24 protein-coding genes are annotated in these 23,106 nt (G+C 64.3%); 11 read left to right on the forward strand and 13 right to left on the reverse strand.

Translation table 11 applies throughout. The annotated features are described in order from the left end of the window. From AB7F49_RS25955 to AB7F49_RS25965, 3 genes are all read left to right on the forward strand, one after another. Positions 1 to 321, forward strand: a 321-nt coding sequence (locus AB7F49_RS25955) for a type II toxin-antitoxin system VapC family toxin (RefSeq protein WP_428527782.1), incomplete at its 5' end; no start/stop codon positions are given. Positions 322 to 331: 10 nt separating this feature from the next. Continuing rightward, positions 332 to 1,309 (forward strand): methylmalonyl Co-A mutase-associated GTPase MeaB, encoded by a 978-nt coding sequence (meaB, locus tag AB7F49_RS25960; protein WP_428527831.1) that lies wholly within the window; start codon positions 332 to 334, stop codon positions 1,307 to 1,309. Positions 1,310 to 1,400: 91 nt separating this feature from the next. Continuing rightward, entirely contained in the window at positions 1,401 to 1,931 is a 531-nt protein-coding gene (locus AB7F49_RS25965; protein ID WP_428527784.1) for a GNAT family N-acetyltransferase, read from the forward strand. A gap of 15 nt (positions 1,932 to 1,946) precedes the next feature. Here the strand turns inward: AB7F49_RS25965 and AB7F49_RS25970 are convergent, their stop codons facing one another. After that, positions 1,947 to 2,564: a flavodoxin family protein gene (locus AB7F49_RS25970; RefSeq protein ID WP_428527786.1), complete on the reverse strand. Its 618-nt coding sequence runs from the start codon at positions 2,562 to 2,564 to the stop codon at positions 1,947 to 1,949. A 49-nt stretch (positions 2,565 to 2,613) separates the two neighbouring features. On the opposite strand from AB7F49_RS25970, the gene AB7F49_RS25975 reads away from it, so the two are divergent. The 3 genes from AB7F49_RS25975 (at position 2,614) to AB7F49_RS25985 (ending at position 5,551) form a co-directional block, all read left to right on the forward strand. Further along, positions 2,614 to 3,252 carry a pyroglutamyl-peptidase I gene (locus tag AB7F49_RS25975; RefSeq protein ID WP_428527788.1) on the forward strand — a complete coding sequence of 213 codons (639 nt, stop codon included), beginning with the start codon at positions 2,614 to 2,616 and terminating at the stop codon, positions 3,250 to 3,252. Positions 3,253 to 3,521: 269 nt separating this feature from the next. Beyond that, positions 3,522 to 4,748, forward strand: coding sequence for a hypothetical protein (locus AB7F49_RS25980; RefSeq protein ID WP_428527790.1), 1,227 nt, complete (start codon positions 3,522 to 3,524; stop codon positions 4,746 to 4,748). 62 nt (positions 4,749 to 4,810) lie between these two features. After that, complete coding sequence (locus tag AB7F49_RS25985; protein ID WP_428527792.1) at positions 4,811 to 5,551, forward strand: hypothetical protein; 741 nt, start codon at positions 4,811 to 4,813, stop codon at positions 5,549 to 5,551. Positions 5,552 to 5,644: 93 nt separating this feature from the next. Here AB7F49_RS25985 and AB7F49_RS25990 read toward each other — a convergent pair whose 3' ends face one another. Then, the gene (locus AB7F49_RS25990; RefSeq protein WP_428527794.1) at positions 5,645 to 6,163 is read right to left on the reverse strand and encodes a DUF6428 family protein; all 519 of its coding nucleotides are present in this window, start codon (positions 6,161 to 6,163) and stop codon (positions 5,645 to 5,647) included. A 48-nt stretch (positions 6,164 to 6,211) separates the two neighbouring features. Here AB7F49_RS25990 and AB7F49_RS25995 point away from each other — a divergent pair, with 48 nt between their 5' ends. The 5 genes from AB7F49_RS25995 (at position 6,212) to AB7F49_RS26015 (ending at position 10,882) form a co-directional block, all read left to right on the forward strand. Next, the gene (locus AB7F49_RS25995; RefSeq protein ID WP_428527795.1) at positions 6,212 to 6,565 is read left to right on the forward strand and encodes an ArsR/SmtB family transcription factor; all 354 of its coding nucleotides are present in this window, start codon (positions 6,212 to 6,214) and stop codon (positions 6,563 to 6,565) included. Positions 6,566 to 6,656: 91 nt separating this feature from the next. Next, the gene (locus AB7F49_RS26000; RefSeq protein ID WP_428527797.1) at positions 6,657 to 7,988 is read left to right on the forward strand and encodes a TIGR03808 family TAT-translocated repetitive protein; all 1,332 of its coding nucleotides are present in this window, start codon (positions 6,657 to 6,659) and stop codon (positions 7,986 to 7,988) included. Positions 7,989 to 8,066: 78 nt separating this feature from the next. Next, positions 8,067 to 8,879 carry a DUF3750 domain-containing protein gene (locus AB7F49_RS26005; protein WP_428527798.1) on the forward strand — a complete coding sequence of 271 codons (813 nt, stop codon included), beginning with the start codon at positions 8,067 to 8,069 and terminating at the stop codon, positions 8,877 to 8,879. A gap of 182 nt (positions 8,880 to 9,061) precedes the next feature. Then, positions 9,062 to 9,886 carry a TIGR04283 family arsenosugar biosynthesis glycosyltransferase gene (locus AB7F49_RS26010; protein ID WP_428527800.1) on the forward strand — a complete coding sequence of 275 codons (825 nt, stop codon included), beginning with the start codon at positions 9,062 to 9,064 and terminating at the stop codon, positions 9,884 to 9,886. A 6-nt stretch (positions 9,887 to 9,892) separates the two neighbouring features. After that, positions 9,893 to 10,882 (forward strand): hypothetical protein, encoded by a 990-nt coding sequence (locus AB7F49_RS26015; protein ID WP_428527802.1) that lies wholly within the window; start codon positions 9,893 to 9,895, stop codon positions 10,880 to 10,882. A 108-nt stretch (positions 10,883 to 10,990) separates the two neighbouring features. Here AB7F49_RS26015 and AB7F49_RS26020 read toward each other — a convergent pair whose 3' ends face one another. From AB7F49_RS26020 to AB7F49_RS26070, 11 genes are all read right to left on the reverse strand, one after another. Beyond that, positions 10,991 to 11,836 carry an EamA family transporter gene (locus tag AB7F49_RS26020; RefSeq protein ID WP_428527804.1) on the reverse strand — a complete coding sequence of 282 codons (846 nt, stop codon included), beginning with the start codon at positions 11,834 to 11,836 and terminating at the stop codon, positions 10,991 to 10,993. A gap of 161 nt (positions 11,837 to 11,997) precedes the next feature. Next, positions 11,998 to 12,966 carry a branched-chain amino acid ABC transporter permease gene (locus tag AB7F49_RS26025; protein WP_428527806.1) on the reverse strand — a complete coding sequence of 323 codons (969 nt, stop codon included), beginning with the start codon at positions 12,964 to 12,966 and terminating at the stop codon, positions 11,998 to 12,000. Between the two features lies 1 nt (position 12,967). Further along, entirely contained in the window at positions 12,968 to 13,855 is an 888-nt protein-coding gene (locus AB7F49_RS26030) for a branched-chain amino acid ABC transporter permease (protein ID WP_428527833.1), read from the reverse strand. A 141-nt stretch (positions 13,856 to 13,996) separates the two neighbouring features. Next, positions 13,997 to 15,223, reverse strand: a complete 1,227-nt coding sequence (locus AB7F49_RS26035; protein WP_428527808.1) for an ABC transporter substrate-binding protein — start codon at positions 15,221 to 15,223, stop codon at positions 13,997 to 13,999. Positions 15,224 to 15,260: 37 nt separating this feature from the next. Beyond that, positions 15,261 to 15,977, reverse strand: a complete 717-nt coding sequence (locus AB7F49_RS26040) for an ABC transporter ATP-binding protein (RefSeq protein ID WP_428527810.1) — start codon at positions 15,975 to 15,977, stop codon at positions 15,261 to 15,263. Next, on the reverse strand, positions 15,970 to 16,725 hold the full coding sequence (locus tag AB7F49_RS26045; RefSeq protein WP_428527835.1) for an ABC transporter ATP-binding protein: 756 nt from the start codon (positions 16,723 to 16,725) through the stop codon (positions 15,970 to 15,972). The genes AB7F49_RS26040 and AB7F49_RS26045 overlap by 8 nt, the downstream gene beginning before the upstream one ends. A 135-nt stretch (positions 16,726 to 16,860) precedes the next feature. Continuing rightward, entirely contained in the window at positions 16,861 to 19,146 is a 2,286-nt protein-coding gene (locus AB7F49_RS26050) for a DUF4384 domain-containing protein (RefSeq protein ID WP_428527812.1), read from the reverse strand. 399 nt (positions 19,147 to 19,545) lie between these two features. Further along, positions 19,546 to 20,145: a thermonuclease family protein gene (locus AB7F49_RS26055; RefSeq protein ID WP_428527814.1), complete on the reverse strand. Its 600-nt coding sequence runs from the start codon at positions 20,143 to 20,145 to the stop codon at positions 19,546 to 19,548. Positions 20,146 to 20,161: 16 nt separating this feature from the next. Continuing rightward, on the reverse strand, positions 20,162 to 21,679 hold the full coding sequence (locus AB7F49_RS26060) for a S8 family serine peptidase (RefSeq protein ID WP_428527816.1): 1,518 nt from the start codon (positions 21,677 to 21,679) through the stop codon (positions 20,162 to 20,164). Between the two features lie 64 nt (positions 21,680 to 21,743). Next, positions 21,744 to 22,415 carry a hypothetical protein gene (locus tag AB7F49_RS26065; protein WP_428527818.1) on the reverse strand — a complete coding sequence of 224 codons (672 nt, stop codon included), beginning with the start codon at positions 22,413 to 22,415 and terminating at the stop codon, positions 21,744 to 21,746. Then, entirely contained in the window at positions 22,412 to 22,972 is a 561-nt protein-coding gene (locus AB7F49_RS26070; RefSeq protein ID WP_428527820.1) for a sigma-70 family RNA polymerase sigma factor, read from the reverse strand. The genes AB7F49_RS26065 and AB7F49_RS26070 overlap by 4 nt, the downstream gene beginning before the upstream one ends. Between the last annotated feature and the right edge of the window lie 134 nt (positions 22,973 to 23,106).

A 23,106-nucleotide genomic window follows, 5' to 3' on the forward strand; every position in this document is an offset into this window, starting at 1 on the left:
GACGGTGAGGCCGTCGCACCGGCGCACTGGCCGCTCGAAATCGCGAACGCCCTGTGTGGACCGGCGAAGGCCGAACGACTCTCCTCCAGCGATTTTCAGAACATCATGGACGACCTTGACCAGCTCAAAATACAAATCGAACCAGCCATCCACCCGGACGAGATCGGTCCGCTTGTCCAGTTCGCTGTCGCCAACGGCCTCACGACCTATGATGCGGCCTATGTCCAGCTTGCATTCCAGCGGCAGGCTGTTCTTGTGACACTCGACAAAACCATGAGGAAGGCAGCACGGGAGCTCGGCGTCACACTGCTGCCGGCTTGAGCGAAATATGATGCCTTCCGCTTACGATGACCACGCCGAAGCCATCCTGTCCGGCGACCGCGCGACACTCGCGCGCGCCATCACGCTGGTCGAGAGCAAACGCGAGGATCACCGCAAGCAGGCACACCGGCTGGTCCAGGAATTGCTGCCGCACACCGGCAAGGCGATCCGGGTCGGCATCACAGGCTCCCCGGGCGTCGGAAAGTCGACCACGATCGATGCACTCGGCAGCTTCCTCACTGCGCAAGGCCACAAGGTTGCGGTGCTTGCGGTCGATCCGTCTTCCACGCGTACGGGCGGCTCGATCCTCGGCGACAAGACGCGGATGGCGCACTTGTCCGCCGATGAGAACGCCTTCATCAGACCATCGCCGTCGTCCGGAACCCTCGGCGGCGTGGCGGCGAAGACCCGCGAGACCATGCTGCTCTGCGAGGCCGCGGGCCATGACGTGATCCTGGTCGAGACGGTGGGAATCGGGCAGTCGGAGACCACGGTCGCGGGCATGACCGATTTCTTCCTGGTGCTGATGCTGCCGGGGGCCGGCGACGAATTGCAGGGCATCAAGAAGGGCGTGGTGGAACTCGCCGACATGATCGCGGTCAACAAGGCCGATGGCGACAATATCCGGCGCGCGCAAGCGGCGGCGGCGGAATACCGCGCGGCGCTGCATATATTGAAGCCGGCGAGCGAGCAATGGTCGCCGCCGGTCATCACCTATTCCGCTTTGACCGGCGATGGTCTGCCCGCGATCTGGCAGACCATCTGCGCCTATCGGCAATCTTCCGAAGGTTCGGGCGCTCTGGCAAAGAAACGCCGCGATCAGCAGGTCACATGGATGTGGTCGATGCTCGAGGAGCGGCTGTTCGCGAAACTGCGCGCGGATCCGGAACTGAAGAGCAGGCTGCCGCAACTCGAACAGGCGGTGGCGGCGGGCAGGCTCTCGCCGATGCTCGCGGTCGAGGAGATCGCAAGCACCATGGGTCTGTAGTATCTGGTCTGTGAATCAGGGACCAGTCTGTGAACAAGACCCGCAAGGCTGGCCTGTCGCTCAAGCCTGTAACCTGGAACTCTGAACCCGCATGCATGACCTTCAGTCCCGTCTCGCGACCCGCGACGACCTTCCGGCCCTCACCGCCCTGATGGATCGCGCCATCGGCGAACTGCAAAAGCCGTTCCTCAGCGATGCGCAGATCGCGTCGAGCCGAACCATCATGGGGCTCGACACCCAGCTGATCGACGACGGCACCTACTTCATCGTCGAGCAGGATGGCGCACTCGCCGGCTGCGGCGGCTGGAGCCGGCGCGCCACGCTCTATGGCGGCGACGCCTCGCCGGGCCGTGATGCGGCGCTGCTCGATCCTGCGAAGGACGCGGCGCGGGTGCGCGCGATGTATACCGATCCCGATTTCGCGCGCCGCGGCGTCGGGCGGCTGGTGCTGACGCTGTGCGAAGACGCGGCCCGCGCCGAGGGATTCATTCATGCGGAATTGATGGCAACCATGGCCGGCGTGCCGCTCTATCGCGCTTGCGGCTATCTTGCGGTCGCAGATGTGAGCGACGCGAGCGGCGGAACCCCGGTGCCGCTCATGCGCATGCGAAAGCGGCTGTGAGCCGCGTCCGGCCTCTCAGGACACGCCAGGGTAATTCTTTTCGCTGAGCAGCCGCGCCAGATGCGCCGCGTTGGCGGCAGCCATCGCGGTTGCGACCGCGACCTTGTCCGGGGCCGACGAAAACTCGTCATAGTTCTTGGACTGCATCGCCTCGCCGACCCAGTAGGTCATGCCGTTCGCCGGAATCGTGAATCCGCAATCCGACAGCGCCTGATAGAGCTCGGCCGAAACGTGATGGGCGCCGTCTTCATTGCCCACCACCGCGACCAGGGCCACGCGGTTGTAGGTCTTCATGCGTTTGCGGTCGTCCATGTCGTGGATCACGGCATCGAGGCGCTCCAGCACGCGCTTGCAGACGCTGGACGGCTGGCCCAGCCAGATCGGCGTGCCGAGAACGAAAATGTCGGCTGCAAGCACGCGCTTCAGCAGGTCCGGCCAGGCGTCACCCTTGCCTTCGTCGTCTTTGACGCCCGGCTTTATGTCGTGGTCGACGGCACGCATCACGCCGCCGCTCGCGACATCGTGGCCTGCCAGCGCGTCGATAAGCTGGCGGAGCAGCACGTCGGTTGACGATTTCTCCCCATCCCCTATCCCTTTCAGGGAACAATTGAGCGCGAATGCAGTCAGGGCCATGGTGCAAACGTCCAGCGTGAAACGGCGTATCCCCGGACCAACACCCACAATGTCCACGCGTTCCCGCGGCCGGCCGCTGCGCATTCTGGTCACCGGCTTCGGCCCCTTCCCCGGCGCGCCCGAGAATCCGACCGGGCGGCTGGTGCGCGCGCTGGTCCGCAACAGCCGCCTCGGCGTGACGGTCAAGGCGCATGTCTTTCCCACGCGCTACAAGGCGGTCGACCGCGCGCTGCCGCGCCTCCTGAAAACCTTCAAGCCCGATGCCCTGGTCATGTTCGGGCTCGCCACCCGCGCGCGGGCGCTTCGGGTCGAGACCCTGGCGCGCAACCGCATTTCGGATCGCCCCGATGCGGGCGGCTTCACGCCCGGCCCGTGTCAGATCGATGCGGCTTCGCGACGGAGCCTGCCGGTGCGCGCCCCGGTGGATGCAATGCTTCACGGGCTGAAGCGCACCGGGTTGCCGGCTAGGCTGTCCCGCGATGCGGGTGACTATCTCTGCAACTACACTCTGTGGCTCGCGACCCGCGCGGCAGGACAACGCGACGGGATGGAACTTTCAGCTTTCATTCATGTGCCGAAGCTTTCACTGCGCATCACGCCGGAAGCGTTGCTGGCGGCAGGCGAAGCGGTCCTCGACACGACGATCGCAGCGTTGCGCCGGAAGCGCCGCAAGCCGGTTGGTGGATAGCAGCGGGCGCGGCCAATGGCGTATTGTCCGGGGAAGCGAGCCGCCGCGTAACGGACGTCGGACGGGTTTCAGGGGAAAAGGCTTTCAGGAGTTCAAGGGCGATTTCTATAGGCCATTTCAGTCGCCGGCCGATAGCCGGCCGCCAACTGCAATAGCGCAAATTCTTCAGCCCAAATCAGCCTACAGCACAGCCAGACGCATGCGCTTTGCATGAGCGGAAAGGCATGTCCGCACGATGCCCGGCGCACGACCATAGAGGGGAAGTATCAATGACTGCATTTCGTGCCGGCGGGCCCAAGGGCAGGCCGACCCGGATGGCCGCGACGGCGGCGCTGCTGGCCGCGTCCTTCAGCACCACGGCTTTCGCGCAGAGAGACGTGGCACCTGCCAATGTCCGAACCTATTCCGAGCATGGCGACTGGATCGTCGAGTTCGTGCCGGCGGAGCGGCAGCGCCAGGTACCGGCCTTCTGCCAGGCGACGCGGGTCTATGACCAGGGCGTGCAGCTTCGCATCGTTTCGGGTGCCAATCTCTATGCGATCGATTTCCAGGGCCAGAATTATCTGGCCGACAACGCAAAGCGGTTCGAACTCGAATACGGTTTCGACGCTCCCAATTCGCCGCCGCGCCGCGCCAACGCGAACCTGATCACCGACGGCGAAGGCTTCGACTGGATCCGGATTCTCGAGCCGGCCAGCGAGCCCGGATCAGCCGACGACATGATGAATTCGCGGCAGCTCACCATCAGGACCACTTCGGGCCGCAATAACCGGTGGCAGTATCAGGTCAACGGCAGCAATCGTGCACTCAATTCGCTGTTCGATTGCCGGGATGAGCGGGTGCTGGGCCAGCCCCGCCGACGCGCGCCCGCGCCTGTTGCGCAGGGGCAGCCGCAATTCGTGCCAACGCCGCAAGTCCAGCAGTCGCCCCCGCCTCCCCCGCCGGTCGCGCAGCTTCCGAGAGCGCCGCAGCGTGACAATTTCGATTTCTGCAACGACTACGCCACTCAGATGGTCACCAATACCGAACGCGCGCTGCAGGCGAAGTGTGCCGGCTGGCCTGCGGGCCACCGCAATCACCTCGTACATTTCGACTGGTGTCGGACCAAGCCGAGTGGCGATGTCGACAAGGCGCTCGCCTCATGGAGCGGGCGATTGCAGGGCTGTCTCGCCAGTCAGGGCGGCGGCGTGAAGCCTCAGCCCGTCACTTATCACGCCCGCTGGGACTGGAAGGGCGCCTTGAAATCGAAGCGCGATCCAAATAATACCAGTTCGTTCAAGCTTACGTCTTCGACGGGCGGGTTCTATTGCTACAAGCAGGATTGCCGAAACGTCACCGTGGCAAAGGGCCCCGACGGCAGCCTGAGCTTCTCCACCAACGGCAAGAACTATTTCGAGCTCAATCCCCGAAGCAACCAGTTCAATGCACGGTTCTGGGAGGATTTCGCACCGCCGGCACGCGCGCCGGATGCGACAGCGGTTTTCGTCAGGAAGTAGCATAGCGTCGCAGCCGACCGGCAGCGACCGATGAGTTCATCTTACAAGAGAGAAGTCTGTCGATGATCATCCTCCGCATCGCCGCGATCGGCGCAATCGTATTCGCCGGCATCGTATTCGCGATGCCCGCGCACGCCCAGACTTCGGTCGAGTGGGTACAGCTCGGCGGCAATTTCCGCGTTGCTGCGACGCGCGCCGGTCCGCCGAACGCTCCGCTCTGCGTTCACGGCCTGAGCTGCTCGTGTCCCGGCAGCCGCAACTATTGCGGCCAGCATCGCAACGGCGCCGAGGTCCTGTTCTGGAAAGACGGCTGCAACCGCCCGCCGATCACCATCCAGTGCGTGGTCCGGACAGCGGCCGCGCCGGCCCGGCCGGCGCAGCCTGCATCCAATCAGCAGGAACCGTTCGGCCAGGGTTTCGACGGATGGAATTTCTCGCAGGCGCCGGACAAGACTGGCGTCATCTGCCGCGCGTTCGCCGGCAATGGATTCATCATCGGCCGCCTGGGCGACGGGAAAGTGTATGTCTCGGTGCCGCAGGGCCGCGTCCCCAACGGCAAATATGAGGAGTCGCACTTTGGTGTCGGGAACAGCGGGGAACCCGTGACCGCGACAGCCGGCAACGGGCGTCTGGTCTTCCCCATCGACGACCATCTGCTCGGCAACGTGATCCGGGCTCGCGGCTATGAATGGGCGGTTATGGTCGGCGGGCAGCGGGTGACCGGCAACGTGGGCTTCAACGGGTCGGTCGGCAAGGCGGTCGGGCGGCTGCGCGAATGCACGCGGGCCAATGGCGGCCGCTGATCAGGCCGGCGGCGGCAGCGCAGTGGCTGCTGCCGCACGGCGGCTCCGAAAAATGCGGACCGGCAGCGTGCGCGCCGGTCGTTGCCCCGGCGGTCAACCGCAGCACGGCTGACGTTTGGCCTTCGGACTGCCCTCCTCGAGCCAGCGGTCGCGCGGCTTGCAGCTTGCCGGGCGCTGCGACAGCGACACACGCACCGCGTCATCCACAACAGCAATATCTTCGGCGCGATAAAGCTTGATTGCACCTCTGCCGTCGCTGACTTCGAATGTGAGCTTCGCGGTTTCATCGAAGGTAACCAGTTCGCCGACCTTGCGGATGATCGCGATGAATTTTGCGACCCGCATGTGAGAGTCGCGATCCGCCTCGCCCGGAACGTCCCAAAGCTGGATGAAGGTCTCGCGCCACGCTTCGGGATTGGAACCGCAATCGAGCGCAGCGAACCGGCCGTCCTTCACCTCGGTGACGTGATAGCCCGGAAGGATGTCCCGGCCCTCGTAAGAAAAGACCAGGCGGCGCGCGCCGTGCGGCGCAAGCTCAGCCAGGAGCCCGGCGGTGGAGATTTCGTCCGCCGGCGGCGGGGTCAGGGGAATCGCTCTTGCAAGTGCCGTCATGGTGACTATCCTTGTTTCACACTCCTATATTTCAAGAATTATAGAAATATGAAAGAAAGTCAAGCTCTTGACGCGTTCGCCGCTCTGTCGCAGCAGACCAGGCTTTCGGTGCTGCGTTTACTGATCAAGGCCGGCGCCGAGGGCGTGCCCGCGGGCGTGATCGCCGAGGATCTCGGCGTGTCGGCGTCGAATATCTCCTTTCACCTCAAAGAACTGGAGCGCGCCGGGCTGATCACGCAGCGCCGTGAATCCCGCTCCATTATTTACGCCGCCGACTATCCCGGCCTGCGCGGCCTGATCGAGTTCCTGATGATGGATTGCTGCGCCGGGAGGCCCGAGATCACCGGGCCGATCGTCGAATGCTGCGGTCCCGCCCGCGCGGCGACGCGACGGCGCTCTTAACCCTGACGCGCGATAGCCTGAACGCGCTGGCGCGGCGGCGCCCGCCACCCATTATGTTGCTGGCGGCCCGTTCGCATCCGGAAGTGTTGCCATGCCCATTAGCCGCCGCACGATTATCGCCGCCGGAACTGCAAGCGCCGCAATGGGCGCTGCCGCTTCCTCCGCGCAGGCCGCGCCCGTTCTCGGGCTCGATGCCGCAGGGCTCGGCGTGCGGCCCAATTTCCCGAATGACCAGACCCAGGCCCTGCAGCGTGCGATCGACCGCGCCGCGCAGGCCCGCACCACCCTGATCCTGCCGGCCGGCACCTACCGCGCGGCCGAGTTGCGGCTGCCGCCGCACGCGAAAATTGCCGGCACGCGCGGCGCGACGCGGCTGTCGCTTGCGCATGCCCGTTCGCTGTTCGTCAGCGAGCGGGCCGAAAGCATCGATCTCTCCGGTCTTGTGATCGACGGGCTGAAGGCAAAGCCGGCGGAAGGCCGCGCACTCGTCCATATTGCGCAAGGCAATGACATCCGCCTGACCGACTGCGCCATCGTCAATGCCGGGCGCAACGCGATCGCGCTGGAGGGCTGCTCCGGCGCGGTGACCGGCTGCCTCATCGAGGATGCCGGCGACGGCGCATTGTTCGCGCTCGATTCCACGGGACTTCGCATCGCCGGCAATGTGATCCGGCGCTCCGGCAATAACGGCATCCAGGTCTGGCGCAGCGCCTTCGGCGATGACGGCACCCTCGTCACCGACAACCGCATCGAGGAGACGCGCGCCGATGCCGGCGGCGACGGACCCTATGGCAACGCCATCAGCGTGTACCGCGCCGGCAACGTGATCGTGCGCGGCAACCGCATCGACAAGTGCGCCTTCTCCGCAGTGCGCGGCAATTCGGCCTCCAACATCCAGATTTCCGGCAACATCTGTACCCGCATGAGCGAGGTCGGCATCTATTCGGAATTCTCGTTCGAGGGCGCGGTGATCACGGGCAACACGGTGGATGGTGCGACCATCGGAATCTCGGTGACCAATTTCGATGTCGGCGGGCGGCTCGCGGTGGTGCAGGGCAATCTGATCCGCAATCTGCTCCCGGTCGGGAACGGCAACGGTATCGGAATCGGGATCGCGGCAGACAGCGTGGTGACCGGAAATGTGATCGAGATTGCGCCGACGGCGGGCATCGAGGTCGGCTATGGCCCTTATTTGCGCGACGTGATCGTGAGCGACAATGTGATGCGGACGGTCGGCGTCGGCGTCGCGGTCAGCGTGGTGAAGGGATCGGGCAATGCGCTGATTACAGACAACCTGATCGCCGAGGCCAGGAACGGCGCGGTGGTCGGGATGGAATGGGACAAGCGCGTCACCGGCGACATGACCAAGGACGGGACCGGGCGCTTCGCCCATGTGACCCTGAGCGGCAATCGGGTGCGGTAATTGCTCCGAATTGACTGCGAAAATGTTAAGCGGCTGCCGCCCTTGTCGTGCCGCAAATCGAATCCTAGTTTAGCGGCCATGGAATCCCCGCTCCCGCAGCGCCGCACTCTCAAAAGCAGGTCCTGGCGCCAGATCATCATGCTCACCCTCCTCGCCCTGTTCCTCGTGCCCGTGGCGGCGCGCGCCGCCCTGTTCGCCTTCGAAGACCGGCCGAACGGCTGGCGCAATGCCGACTGGTCGAGCATCGGCGCCCTGCCCGCGGCCGCCGCGCATCCGCAGGCGCGCGTGCTGTTTCTCACCGGCCGCACCGGCGGCCTGAAGGGCGCGGTCGCGGTGCATAGCTGGGTGGTGTTCAAGCGCCCCGGCGCCCGAAGCTGGACCCGCTACGACGTGGTCGGCTGGGGCAATCCGGTGCGGCTGAACGGCTGGGCGCCGGACGGCCGCTGGTACGGCTCGGCACCGACCGTGGTCGCCGACATCAAGGGCGCGGAGGCGGAAGCCATCATTCCGGCGGTCGAGAAGGCTGTGAAGGACTACCGCTATTCGAATTATGGCGACTACCGGCTGTGGCCCGGGCCGAACAGCAATTCGTTCGTCGCCGCGATCCTGCGCGATATCCCGGAAATCCAGGCGACATTGCCGCCCAATGCGATCGGCCGCGACTTCCGGCCGGGCCCGTATGTCGGCTGGACCGATTCCGGCACCGGATTCGAGGCCAGTCTCTACGGGCTCCTCGGAGTGAAACTTGGCTGGGTGGAAGGCGTCGAGTTCAATTTCGGCGGACTGGTCGCGGGCTTCGATATCCGCGATCCGGCGCTGAAGCTGCCCGGTTTCGGGCGGGTCGGACTGCTCTCCTCCACGGCCAATGCCGCGCTCGCGCCATCAAGGTAAGCTCTCTGGCTGATTCATTTCGTCGTTTCGTCGTTTGGTAGTGTCGTAGCCCGGATGAGCGAAGCGAAATCCGGGACCGTCCGACCCGCATATCGCTGCGCTCGTGCGGGCTACGGACGCCACTGCGGATGCCACAAATGCAGCCCCGGATTTCGCTTCGCTCATCCGGGCTACGGGTGCCAATGCCTGCATCGCGCAAATCGCCGCCAATTCTCTCCATCATCGTGCCGGTGCACAATCATGCGCGCACGATCGGCCCGGTTCTGCATGCCTTGAAGCCGTTCCGCGACCGCAACGCCGAAATCATCGTGGTCGATGGCGGCTCGAATGACGACACCGCGATGCTGGCGCGCCCGCTCGCCGATCAGGTGATCCGCTCGCCGCTCGGCCTCGGCCGTCAGATGAACGAGGGCGCCAAGGTCGCAAGCGGATTCATTTTCCTGTTCCTGCGCCCGGAGACCAGGCTGCCGCTCGATGCCGACACCCAGGTGATGTACGGCCGCTCGCGCGATACCGCGGTCTGGGGCCGGTTCGATCTGCGCATTCAGGGCAGGCACATGCTGCTGCCGCTGGTCGCGCGCTGGCTCAACTGGCGCTCGCGCGCCTCCGGCATTGCGACCGGCGATCAGGCCATCTTCGTGCAGCGCGAGAGCTTCTTCCGCGTCGGCGGCTTCAGCCACCTCCCGGTCCTGGAGGACGTCGACCTGTGCGAGCGGCTGCGCACCCTATCACCACCGATCTGCGTGACCTCTCGCGTCACCGTGCCGGGCGAGCGCTACGACCGCTACGGTGTGTGGAAGACATTGCGGGACAATTCCATGAAGCGGCTGCGCTACCGGCTGGGTGCCGATCCGAAGGCCCTGGCCGAACGCTACAGCGGTAGTCCGGGCGGAATTGCGCGCGCGGCTCAAATGGTGTCACCCTCACTGCCCCTGCCGTCCGACCCACAAGACCGTCCACAGAAGCGCAACAAATCGCAGCCCCGGCAGTGGCCGACAGAACGGTGATTGGCAATGCAGAACGACCTGAATGACATTCTGTTGGTCGTCCGAAAATCGTCCAATGCGCTCGAATTCGTCGACACGGGTTCCGGCAGCCGCATCGGCGCGGTCGATGTCGGCGTGGCGCCCCACGAAGTCAGTTTGTCGCCGGATGGGCGCCGGGCCGCAGTCTCAAACTACGGTCCAGCCGATCGGCCGGGCACAACCATTCGCCTGATCGACGTCGAACGGGCAGAACTGACCGCGACCATCGACATATCGCCGAATGTCCGCCCGCATGGACTGACATGGATTTCGCAGTCTCGTATCGCGGCAACGTCGGAAGGCGCGCACAACGTGCTGATCGTGAACACGGACGAACGCAGCGTCGAGACCGCGATCACGACGGGCCAGGAGCACTCGCATATGATCGTTGTCGACAACAGCGGCACACGCGGCTTTGTCGCCAACATCACCTCAGGCACGGTAACCGCTATCGATCTCGGGACCGCTCGCAAGATTGCCGATATCGCAACCGGAAAGGGTTCGGAAGGTCTGACGCTGACGCGCGACAGCCGCGAAATCTGGGTCTGTGTGCGCGCCGAGGACCGTATCGTGGTCGTCGACAGTCATTCGCTCGAGATCGTTTCCTCGATTCCCACACCAAAAATGCCGATCCGCGTCGCCATGAGTCCCGCCGGGGAGACTGCGTATGTGACCTGCGCTGCGGCAGGAATGGTGATCGCGATCGATGTCGCGGCGCGAAAGGTGACTGCGAACCACAAGGTAGACCTTCGGCTCGCGCCGGGCGCCGAAAGCCGCCAATTCGCCCACCTTGGCCCGGGCAGCCCGCTGCCGATCGGGCTTGCCGTGTCGCCAGGCGCCGGCACGATCTATTTCGCAGCAACCATGTCCGACTGCGTGCAAGCGCTTCACCCGTCAACGCTCGACGTGATGCGGACCATCGGGGTTGGCGGCGAGCCCGACGGCATTGCCGTCTCCGCGACAGGACATCGGAACTAGGGGTGTCTTGGCTCGGCTGCGTGAGAGGGTGATCCGGGTTTGCAAGCGTATCGCGCGCTTTCCATGAGGACCAGCCCTGGTGTCTTCACGATGCCCTGCAAAGCCCGATCAACTGAGCCGGATCAGCACCAGCCCCGAAACGATCATCAGCGCCGCGATGATGCGCGCCGGCCGCAGCGGCTCCTTGAGGAACAGGACCGCGATCAGCGCGCCGAACAGCACGCTGGTCTCGCGCAAGGCGGCCACGAGCGCGATCGGCGCCAGCGTCATCGCCCAGATCACGATGCCGTAGGACAGAAGCTGCAGGCTGCCGCCGACGAGACCGACCGGCCACGCACGCAATGACGGCGCGATCACCGACGGACCGCGGCGGATCAGGAAATACACGATCATCACCAGCGCGTTGCCGACAAACATGGCGAGCGTATAGGGATGCGGATTGCCGGCGATGCGTGCACCCAGGCCGTCGACCACCGAATAGAGGCAGATCGTCAGCGCGGTGAACAGCGCGAACGACACCGCGCGGCGGTCCGGCGGCTCTAGCAGGCGGCCGCCGCGCAGCGACAGCAGCAGCACGCCGGCGGCGAGAATAACGATACCGGACCAGCCCGCGGCTCCGATCCGCTCGCCGAGCATGACGGCCGTCATGGCTGCCGTCATCAGCGGGGCCGTCCCGCGCGCCAGCGGATAGACCTGGCCAAGATCGCCGGTGCGATAGGCTTCGCTGAGCCCGATGAAATAGAACAGGTGAATGACGACAGAGGCGATCACCCATGGCCATGCCGCAGCGGGCGGCAGGCCGGCGAAGGGGATGAGCGCGAGCGACACCAACCCCGCGCCGGTGGTGATGAGGACCGTGGACGACAGCGGGTCGAGCCCGGTCTTGATGGCGGCGTTCCAGCCGGCATGGCAGGCGGCTGCGAACAGAACGGCGGTGAAGACGAAGGAGTCCAATGAACGCTCGCAGCCATCCGTCCCCTCTCCCCGCATGAGGAAAGGGTGGTCGAGGTTCGCGAAGCGAGCCTGAGACCGGGTGAGGAGGCGTTACCAGCCGCTTTGCGAAATCTGTCAGAACGCCATGGAAGGCGTGCAGTATAACATCACAGCAATTCGCCTCACAACCTGATCCGCAGGAGCCCCGCGATCTCGCCGACGATGCCGCGGCGGAACAGCAGCACGCAGACCACGAAAATGCAGCCCTGGATGATCGTCACCCATTGTCCGAACTCGGCGAGTGCGTTCTGCATGTAGATGATCACGAACGCGCCGACCACCGGACCAAAGATGGTGCCCAGTCCGCCGACCAGGGTCATCAGCACGACCTCGCCTGACATGCTCCAATGCACATCGGTGAGCGAGGCCAGCTGCACCACGATCGCCTTGGTCGCCCCCGCGGTCCCCGACAGGGCGGCGGACAGGACGAAGGCCAAGAGCTTGTAGCGGTCGGTCTTGTAGCCGAGCGAAATCGCGCGCGGTTCGTTCTCGCGGATGGCCTTCAGCACTTCGCCGAACGGCGAGTGGATGATCCGGTAGATCAGGAGGAAGCCGCCGAGGAAGATCACCGCGACGGTGGCATACATCGCGGCCGGATTGCTCAGGTCGATCAGGCCGAACAGATGACCGCGCGGCACCGCCTGGATGCCGTCCTCGCCGCCGGTGAACGGCGCCTGGATCGCGAAGAAATACATCATCTGCGCCAGCGCCAGCGTGATCATGGCGAAATAGATACCCTGCCGGCGGATCGCGATCGCGCCGGCGACGAGCCCGAGGCCGGCACCCGTCAAAGTGCCGGCAATGATCGCGAGTTCCGGGGTGAATCCCCATGACTTGGCGACATAGGCCGACACATAGCTCGCCCACCCGAAATAGAGAGCATGCCCGAAGGACAGCAGGCCCACATAGCCGATCAGCAGGTTGAAGGCGCAGGCGAACAGCGCAAAGCACAGGATCTTCATCATCAGCACGGGATAGATGAAGAGCGGCGCGGCAATCACGAACGCGGTGAGAACGAGGATGCCGACCATCTCGCTGCGCGAGGTCTCGGCAGCCGAGGCATAGGGGGCGGTGATGGCATGGTCGCTCATGTCATGCCGTCCGTCCGAACAGGCCCGCGGGCCGGATGAGCAGGACGATCGCCATGATGACGAAAATCACGGTGTTGGACGCCTCCGGAAAAAACACCTTGGTCAGGCCTTCGACCACGCCGAGGGTGAATCCGGTGACGATCGCGCCCATGATCGAACCCATGCCGCCGATCACCACCACCGCGAACACCACGATGATGATGTCCGCGCCCATCAGCGGATTGACGCTGTAGATCGGCGCCGCCATCACGCCGGCGAGCGCGGCAAGGCCGACGCCAAAGCCATAGGTCAGCGTGATCATCAGAGGCACGTTGATGCCGAAGGCGCGCACCAGCGTCGGATTTTCGGTCGCGGCTCGCAGATAGGCGCCGAGCCGGGTGCGCTCGATCACGAACCATGTGCTCAGGCATATGACGAGCGAGAACACCACCACCCACGCGCGGTAATTCGGCAGGAACATGAAGCCGAGATGGCGCCCGCCCTGCAGGATGTCGGGGACCTGATAGGGCAACCCCGATGAGCCATATTGCTGGCGAAACACGCCCTGGATGATCAGCGCGAGCCCGAAGGTGAGCAGCAGCCCGTACAGATGGTCGAGCTGATAGAGCCAGCGCAGAAACAGCCGCTCGATGATGACGCCGACGATGGCGACCAGAATCGGCGCGAGCGCCAGTGCCACGAAATAGTTGATGCCGAAATAATGCAGCAGGAAGAAAGCCGCGAAGGCGCCCATCATGTATTGGGCGCCATGGGTGAAGTTGATGATGTTGAGCATTCCGAAGATCACCGCCAGCCCCAGGCTGAGCAGCGCGTAGAACGAGCCGTTGATCAGGCCGAGCAGAAGCTGGCCGAACAGCGCTTGCGAGGGGATGCCGAAGATTTCGAACATGGTGAGCCCTTTCATCGCCTCATCCTGAGGAGGCGGCGGAGCCGCCGTCTCGAAGGATGGGGCGATGCCCGTTCCCTCGCCCTTCGAGACGCGCGCTGCGCGCGCTCCTCAGGGTGAGGGAACGGATTTGACGCTAATCAATCAGCTCTTCACCAGCGGGCAGCCGCCCTCGCTCATCGGGCGGAAAGCCTGATCGGCGGGAATCGTGGAACGGACCTTGTAGTAATCCCACGGTCCCTTGGACTCAGAAGGCTTCTTCACCTCGAACAGATACATCGGATGGATCTTGCGGCCGTCCTGACGCACCTCCCCCTTGCCGAACAACTTGTCGTCGGTCGGCATTTCCTTCATTTTCGCAACCACCTTCGCCCCGTCGGCATCGCTCTTCAGCGCTTCGACGGCCTTCAGATAATGCGTGACTGCCGAATAGACGCCGGCATGCACCATGGTCGGATGCAGGCCCTTGAATTGCGGTGCGAATTTCTTGGTGAATTCGCGGTTGTTGTCGTTGAGGTCCCAGTACCAGGCCTCGGTCATGATCAGGCCCTGCGCCGTTTTCAGGCTGAGCGCGTGCACGTCGGTGATGAAGGCAAGCAGCGCCGCAAGGTTCTGGCCACCCTGCACGATGCCGAATTCCGACGCCTGCTTGATCGAGTTGATGGTGTCGGCGCCGGCATTGGCGAGACCGATGATCTTGGCCTTCGAGGTCTGCGCCTGCAGCAGGAATGACGAGAAATCCTGGCCCGGGAACGGATGGCGGACCTTGCCGACCACCTTGCCGCCATTCTTCTCCACCACCGCCGCGGTGTCGCGCTCAAGCGCATGACCGAAGGCATAGTCGGCGGTGAGGAAGAACCAGGAATCGCCGCCGGTCTTCACGATCGCATTGCCGGTGCCGTTCGCCAGCGCCCAGGTGTCATAGGTCCAGTGGATGGTGTTCGGGGTGCAGGCCTTGCCGGTGAGATCGGAGGCCGCCGCGCCGGAAACCAGGAACACCTTGTTCTTGTCCTTGACGATCTGGTTGACGGCGAGCGCGACCGACGAAGTCGGCACGTCGACGATCACATCTACCTTGTCGACATCGATCCAGGTGCGCACCACGTTCGAGCCGACATCCGGCTTGTTCTGATGGTCGGCGCCGAGAATTTCGACCTTCATCCCCTTCGCGGCGGCACCGAAATCCTCGACCGCCATGCGTGCTGCGATCACCGAGCCCTGCCCCGACAGATCGGAATAGGTGCCGGACATGTCGTTCATGACGCCGATCTTGATGACGCCGTCGGTATATTGCGCGTGCGCAATTCCGCAACCGAGCACGGTTGCGACGGCCGCCAGTCCGAGCGCATGTCTTGCTGATCGTCTCTTCATTGCATTCCTCCTTCTTGTGGGCGTCTTGCTGACGCCATTATACGCCGAGATAGTCGTGCAGCTTTTCCAGGTTCTGTTCGAGCTCGGATGAAAGCAGCTTGTCCACCACCCGTCCGTGTTCCATCACATAATAGCGGTCCGCCACGGTCGCGGCGAAGCGGAAGTTCTGCTCCACCAGCAAAATCGTGAAGCCCTGCGATTTGAGCGTGCGGATGGTGTTGCCGATCTGCTGGATGATGACGGGCGCAAGCCCCTCGGTCGGTTCGTCGAGCAGAAGCAGGCGGGCGCCGGTGCGCAAAATTCGGGCAATTGCCAGCATCTGCTGCTCGCCGCCCGACAGCTTGGTTCCCTGGCTCGAACCGAGGCGCTCCTTCAGGTTCGGAAACAGTTCGAAGATGCGTTCGAGCGGCAGGCCGCCGGGCTTGACCACCGGCGGCAACAGCAGATTTTCCTCGACCGACAGGCTTGCGAAAATGCCGCGTTCCTCGGGGCAAAGCGCGATGCCGATACGCGCGATCCGGTTCGACGGCAGCCCGATCAGTTCGCGGCCCTCGAAGCGGACCGACCCGGTGCGCCTGGTCACGATGCCCATGATCGACTTCAGCGTCGTGGTCTTGCCGGCGCCGTTGCGTCCAAGCAGCGTCACCACCTCGCCCGGATAGACCTCGAAATTGACGCCATGCAGGATGTGCGACTCGCCGTACCAGGCCTGTAGATTCTCGACCGCAAGCAGCGCGGTGCGCGGATCAAGCATGACCGGTCCCCATATAGGCTTCGCGCACGTCCGGATTGCTCGATACCGTCGCATAATCGCCTTCGGCGAGGATGCGCCCGCGCGTGAGCACCGTGATGGTGTGCGACAGGTCGGAGACGACGGAAAGATTGTGCTCGACCATCAGCGTGGTGCGGTCAGCCGACACCTTCTTGATCAGCGCCGAGATCCGGTCGATATCCTCGTGCCCCATGCCGGCGGTCGGCTCGTCGAGCAGCAGCATGTCCGGATCGAGCGCGAGCGTGGTCGCAATCTCCAGCGCGCGCTTGCGGCCGTAAGGCAATTCCACCGCAGGCACCCCGGCAAAGCCCGATAGCCCGACATCGTCAATGAGCGACAGGGCGCGGTCGTTGAACTCGTTCAGAATGCTGCGCGAACGCCAGAAATCGAACGAGCCGCCGCGTTTGCGCTGCAGTGCAACGCGCACATTCTCCAGCACGGTCAGGTGCGGAAACACCGCCGAAATCTGAAACGAGCGCACGACGCCGAGGCGCGCGACATCGGCCGGCTGCATCGCGGTGATGTCGCGGCCCTTGTAGAAGATCTGGCCGCGCGTGGGGGTCAGGAACTTGGTGAGGAGATTGAAGCAGGTGGTCTTGCCGGCTCCGTTCGGCCCGATCAAGGCATGAATGGTGCCCCGCTCCACCTTCAGGTTGACGCCATTGACCGCAACGAAACCCGCGAATTCCTTGGTCAAGTCCCGTGTTTCGAGAATGATCTCGCCACTCATGCCCGCGACGCCTGCCACGTCCTGTCCCCGCGTCATGACTGCACGTCCTGCGGAAATGGTAAAGCCCGCCCGCGAAAAATCGCGGGCGGGCTTGCCGTGAGTTCCGGCCGCCGCGGACGGCGGCCGTATTTCGGATCAGCGGACCTGGACCGTAATCGCCGTCCGCTTGATGTCGGCGGCCGGCGCCGCCTCCTTCTTGGCCGGAGCCGGACCGGCGACCTTGCCGCCGCCTTCGTTGGGCTTGACGCGGATCGCACGGGTCTCGAGCTTCCTGCCGAGCGCGCGCGTCGCGTCCTTGACCGTGGTCAGCTGCTCCTTCTTGAAGTCGTGCTTGATGCCGTCGACCTCGACCGCCTTCTCGGTGCACACCGCCATCACGGTCTCCTTGCCCTTGTCGCCGAATTCGAAGATGAATTTCGGTTTTTGACCCGGGACCTTGAACGGCACATTGGCCTTGACGAAGTTGTTCTTGTCGAACGCGTTCGGCAGGAGCACCGTCAGCGTATCCTTCTCATCGATGTTGGTCAGCGTGAGGAAGCAGTCCTTGGTGGAAACCACCGTGAAGAACGGGGCCTCGCCAACCTTGTATTCGAGCTTGTCGGAGGTCAGCGACAGGTCGACCTCGGTCTTGACCTTCTGGGGTTCGGGCTTCTTCTCGCCTTCCGGCGCAGCGAGAACCACAACGACCTCGTCGCCGAACTGCTCCATCAGGTCACGATACCGATTTTCGAACTGATCCCGCGGCAGCGTGTTCTGCTGCAGGCGGCGCACCGCCTGGAACAGCTCCGGCTTCACCGCCCCGTTCAAGGTCTTGGAGAACACTTCCTTTTCCAGACCGAGATCCGCGGCCGCCAATGCAAGGTCGAGATCGGCCTCGTAACGCTGCGACAGCGCGGTGATCATTTCCGTCCCGTTGAGCTGCAGTTTTGGGTCGAGGCCGGCCTTGATCATCGCGTTGATGAATCGCTGGGTGTCGCCGGCCAGCAGCTTTTCCATCTGCTCGATCGGCACATAGAGCGCGTCGACCGCCTTCATGTCGGCCCTGCTGAGCGGCTTGCCTCCGCTCTCCAGCACGATCTTGCGAATTTCGTCATTCTTCTTGATCATGCCGTTCTCGTGGCAACCCATGCAGGAAATGCCGTTGGTCACCACGCCGAATTTCGAGCGATGGTCCTTGACGATCTCCACCGGCCCGACCTTCAGCGACTTGCCCTTGGCGTCGTTCAGATAATAGGCCTGGAAGCCGTTGGGCAGGCTCCAGATCGACTCGCCGCCGTCATGCTCGAAGCCGTTGGCACCGCCCGGTCCAAGCGGATGATCGTAGAGGTCCTGCTTGCCCTTGGTCCCGGCAAAGTCATACGACGTCCAGAAATAGCCGTGACGCGAGCGATGCCGCTCGATCATGCGGTTGTTGACGCTGACGCCGGATTTCCGGAAGCCGGACCGCTGGGCGAGGAAGTTCTTGATGTTGGCATCGATGTCGACATTTTCCTGCTTGGCAAGCTCCTGGAAGGTGTCGGGCAGCTTCAGCAGCTTTTCATACATGCCGGGCCGGGACGCGGTGAAGGCGAACCAGTCGGCGCGGACATACGGCATCTTGCTGCCGGTGGCCTCGGTGAGGAGCTTGGTATAGTTGGTTTCCGGCTGCGTGTTGTAGGGATACGCGGCCATTAGGGTGTCCCAGTCCTTTTCGTCCCAGCCAAGGTCGTCGAGATAGACTTTCAGGATGGTCTCGCTGCCCTCGTCGATCGGCTGCAACCGCACGACGTCCGGAGAACGGCTCAGGCTGTTGAGCAGCTTGATCGTCGCCTGCCGGTACACTTTCAGCTCCTTTTCGGAGATGCAGGCATTTTTCAGATTGGTCAGCGTGAAATAGCGCACGTTGCGTTGCCGGCTGACCGTCTTCTCCTTTTCGAGATCTTCCGCCATCTCGGTCATCATGTCGGTGTGGTTGACGAATTGCGCCGGATCGCATTCCCTTTTCAGACTGTCGATCCAGGCCGCGAGCGCGACAATGTCCTGCTCGGTGACCGGATGCCAGTTGCCGCGGGCGTTGATCCAGTCATCCGGCATCCGCTGATCCGCGACCTCGGTGAAGAGGCGCGACCCCTTGGGATTTCCGGGCACGACGAAATGCGGATTCGCCGCCACCTCTTCCAGATTCAGGACGTTGGAAAAATTTGCCGCCGACTTTTCCCGCGTGTGTTCGACATTATCGAGGTCCTTCTCGCTGAGCGCGCCATCCTGGTGACAGCGGGCGCAATGCTTGAGAAGGACGTCGTAGGCCGCCTTCGCGATCGGATCGGCCGGTGGCGGCGGAACCTCTGCTCTGGCGACGCCCGCAAAGGTCAGGCCGAGGCCGAAAACGGCCGCGACAGCCAAACCCCTGACCGGGCTACTCACTCGTTGACGACCGCTCATTGTGGTCTCCCATTGCGAAATCATTTGCGACGCGCGGCGTGACACGCCGTGTCGGTTGTTGGTGTCCGGCTCCGCGGGTCGCGTTCAAGGTCTCAAAGCAACGTGAAGGCCGTGCCAGGAACCGGCAATCTGACCGAAGCTTAGCTCAATTCTAACCGGCCGCCGAACACCAAAAAGCAGGCGGATCGCCGATCGGACTTCACATTTCGTTTGGCGGGCCGCTGTCAAACGGTCGCAACGGCAAAAAAAGACCCGCCCGGCGGGGACAAGCCGGACGGGTCAAGTGGGACCGGCGCAGGGTGGAAGGGGCGCGTGCACCGGTCACACACTGGGCGGTTCCGCGGGGAGCGGACCGCAAGCGGCGTTACGGTGATTGGTCGCCGGACGGCCGCGCCAGGTTCAATTGCCGAAGACGGCCCGAACCCATTCCGACAGCGCCTGCCAGATTTCCGAAGCTTTGCGCGCGAGCCAGTCGCGCGGACTCGGGGGCACGGGCGATTCATCGTCATCGCGCCTCGGATTGGCGCGCCGCCAGTCCCGCGGAGACTCGAAAGTTCCAACCCACAATCCACGCTTGTCGACGCGGGCCTGCGCCTGCGCGGCCTCGTAGGGATTGTCGGAGCCCCGCCGCTCGATGATCATGGCGTGGCCGGAGCGGACCATCTCCTCGGCGACATCGCGCCCGCCGGCATGACAGATCGCGATCGACCGGCCATAGCGATCGGTCGAGACCGTGCGGCACTGGACCGGATTCGTGCCGATGATGCGGCGCAGCTCGGAGCGTGCGCGCAGACCGCAGGGCCAGACGCGGCCGCCGGCATCGGTGCATTGCTGATGGAGTTCGGGCGCGTCGATGCCATAGAGCCGGAAACGCTGACCGCCGAGCGAAAACGAATCGCCGTCGGCCAGGCGCACCGGCTGGGCTGCGGACGGATCGGCCGGGATGGCCCAGCCCGCCGCCGCCATCACGGCAAGCAGGCACGACGCTCGCACGCGCATTCCGGTTAATGCCCCGCTAACGGCCGCCCTGCGCCCTGCCGATGCGGGCATCGGGCTTGCCGGCGGTGACTTCGGATTCATCGCCAAGCGACCGAAGCGCCTCATAGGCGTCTGCCAGCCCGGCACCGAAATCACGGTCGCGACCGGCGGTCCCGAGATCGCGGGCGGTCGACAGCAGCACCCGCCGCACCGAATCCGGTGACAGATCGGGATTGCGCTCCAGCACGAGCGCGGCAATCCCGGCAATATGAGCTGCCGCGAACGAGGTGCCGGTTCGCAGGTCGTAGCCACCTCCCGGCGTCGGCAGCAAGACGTTCACGCCCGGCGCCGCGACCGCAACGTGATAGCCGCGATTGGAACCCGGGAACAGCTTGTCTCCGGAATCGGTCGCGGTGACCGCGATCACGTTGGGGTCGGATGCCGGAAACAGCGGACGCGATTTCGGGCCGGCATTGCCCGCCGCCGCAATCAACACAATGCCGCGCTTGCCGGCCGCGACAAGCGCGCGCGCCATCACCGGATCCTGCGGCCCGGCGAAGCTCATGTTGATCACCCGTGCACCGCGTTTGACCGACCATTCGAGGCCTTTGAGGATATTGAACGTGGTGCCCTCGGCGCTGCCGGAGACCGGGTCGAAGGCGCGCACCGCCAGGATACGCGAGGCTGGCGCGACGCCCGTCAGTTCCGACTGCGCCACGATCGCGCCGGCAACACTGGTGCCGTGCGAATGCGGGGAACCGTCGCCGCCGGCCGGGTTGAAAGCATCCTCGATGGTGCCCTGCAATTCGGGATGGGAGACGTCGATACCGGAATCGATCACGGCGACCAGCACCCGCACGCCGCGCGCAATTTCATGGGCGCGCGCCAGCCGCAGCTTTTCCAGCGAATACTGGGAGCCCTCCCCGAACTTCGATTGCTGCAGCAGATAGCGGTAGTTGGGCTGCACCGACAGGATGGAAGCGTCGGCTTCGAGACTGCGGATCACCGCGCTGACATTGCGTCCGTCCGGGATGGTCCAGCGGAACATGGTGGTGCCGCTGAGATCGAAGACCTGGGATTCCTCGCGGTTGAGCTGATGGCGGTTCGCGAGCGCCGCGACCTCCTGCTCGGTCGGACGGCCGGCCACCTCGATCACGACTTCATTGGCGACGAAACGCCGCTCACCAGCCGGCGGCTGGCCGCTTGCCAGGCGCGGCTGTGCCGGCGCCGGCGTCGCATCCGGATTCGGCGCCGCGGCATTGGCCGCCGCGGCTGGCGCCGGATCGACCTTCGGCGCGGTCTTTGTCACGGCACGGGTCGCCGGCCGGACCAGCCGCTGCGGCTTCGCGGGGCGCGACTTCGCGTCGACCGGCACGAAAGGCTTGCGGATCTTGCGCGGCGACGGTTGTGCCGGCGCGCTCTGCACGGTGTAGCGGGCGCCGGAACCATAGCCGCCGTAACCCTGGGCCTGCGCCGGGATCGACAGGATGGCCGCGAGCGCGACCCCGGCCAGGGCCGGGACGGTGACCGCGATCCGGTTGGGCCAAAGCTGCATGACCGAAGCCTCCGTGCAGTGAATGTCCTGCAACGCGCCCGAACCGGGCGCGTTGCCGTGCCGCCTATTTCACGGCGGGAACAGCGAAGCTTACCACCTTGCTGTCGCCGATCTTTTTCACGATTTCGGCAGTCTGGTCCTTGTTCGCGGGAACCCGGACCCGGAAAAAGCCGTCCGCGGGGCCGCCGACGATGGTGGCCTTGTTGGCATCCAGAAAGGCCGTGATATCGGCCGCGCTTGCCTGCGGCGAGAAGCGCACCAGCGCCTCCACCCCGAGCGGGACCGACACGCTGGCGGGTGCCGAGGCGAGATCGGGCGCGGTACCGGTACGCTCGCTCATCATGGTTCCGATCACGCCTGCCTGCAGCAGCAGAGCAATCGCCGCCACTCCGCCGGCATAGGCGAGCGTGCGCGGCGAAAAGCTCGCCATGAACTCGGAGACGCGGCTCATCAGGTTGAACGAAGCCGCAGCCGGCGCGCGCGCGGGCTCTGCATCGATCTTCTCGAACAGCGTCTTCATCGCACGCGCCGACGGCGCGCCCAGCGATTCATTGACCCCGATGGTCTCGCCGAGTTCCTCGCGCACCATCTCGAACTGGCGTGCAAGCTCGGTATCGCTTGCCAGCGCCCGCTCGACCCGCGCGGTGTCACGGCGATTCAGTGTCCCCGCCGCATACCACGGCAGCAGGATTTCGATCTCTTCGCGCTCAGGCGCGTTGTTCATTGTCGCGTTCATGGCCAACCTCTTTCGATACCTGCCGCCCTCAGGGACTCCGCCAATTTTTTCCGCGCATAGAACATGCGCGTCTTGACGGTATTCTCCGGGATGCCGACGATCTCCGCGACTTCTTCCACGGACTTCTCGTGGTAGTAGACGAGATCGATGATCTCCCGATGGTCCGGCGTCAGTGTTGCGATGCACTTCCGCAGGATTTCGCTCGTATCCTTCTTCTGCATGGCGGCTTCGGGCGTGTCTGAAACGTCCTCGATCGCCTCTGCAACTTCGTCGTCCAGTTCAGCCTCCTTGCGTCCCCGAAGGGCCGAAAGAGCCTTGAACCTCGCGATGGCGAGCAGCCAGGTCGAAACCGCAGAGCGGCCCTCGAAGCGTCCGGCTTGACGCCAGACATCGAGGAAGACCTCGCTGATCAGATCCTCCGCCGCGGACTCGTTACGAACGAGACGAAGGACGAACCGGTAGACCCGTACATGGTGCCGCGCGAACAACACCTGCATGGCGAGCCGGTCACCGCCTGCGATCCGCTGGATCAGGACTTCGTCTGATGTTTGCTGCATCGGGACGGTCGGCTCATCGTTTGGTCGCGGGAGAACCGGATCCGGTTCAAATGGATGTGAGCGAAAAGTCTGAGCGGGGTCGAAAGAGCCCCCGCCTTTCCTAATGCAGCGGGGGATTATTCCCAATAGGGGAA

The sequence above is a fragment of the Pseudorhodoplanes sp. genome (genome assembly GCF_050250235.1).
Taxonomy (GTDB): domain Bacteria; phylum Pseudomonadota; class Alphaproteobacteria; order Rhizobiales; family Xanthobacteraceae; genus Pseudorhodoplanes.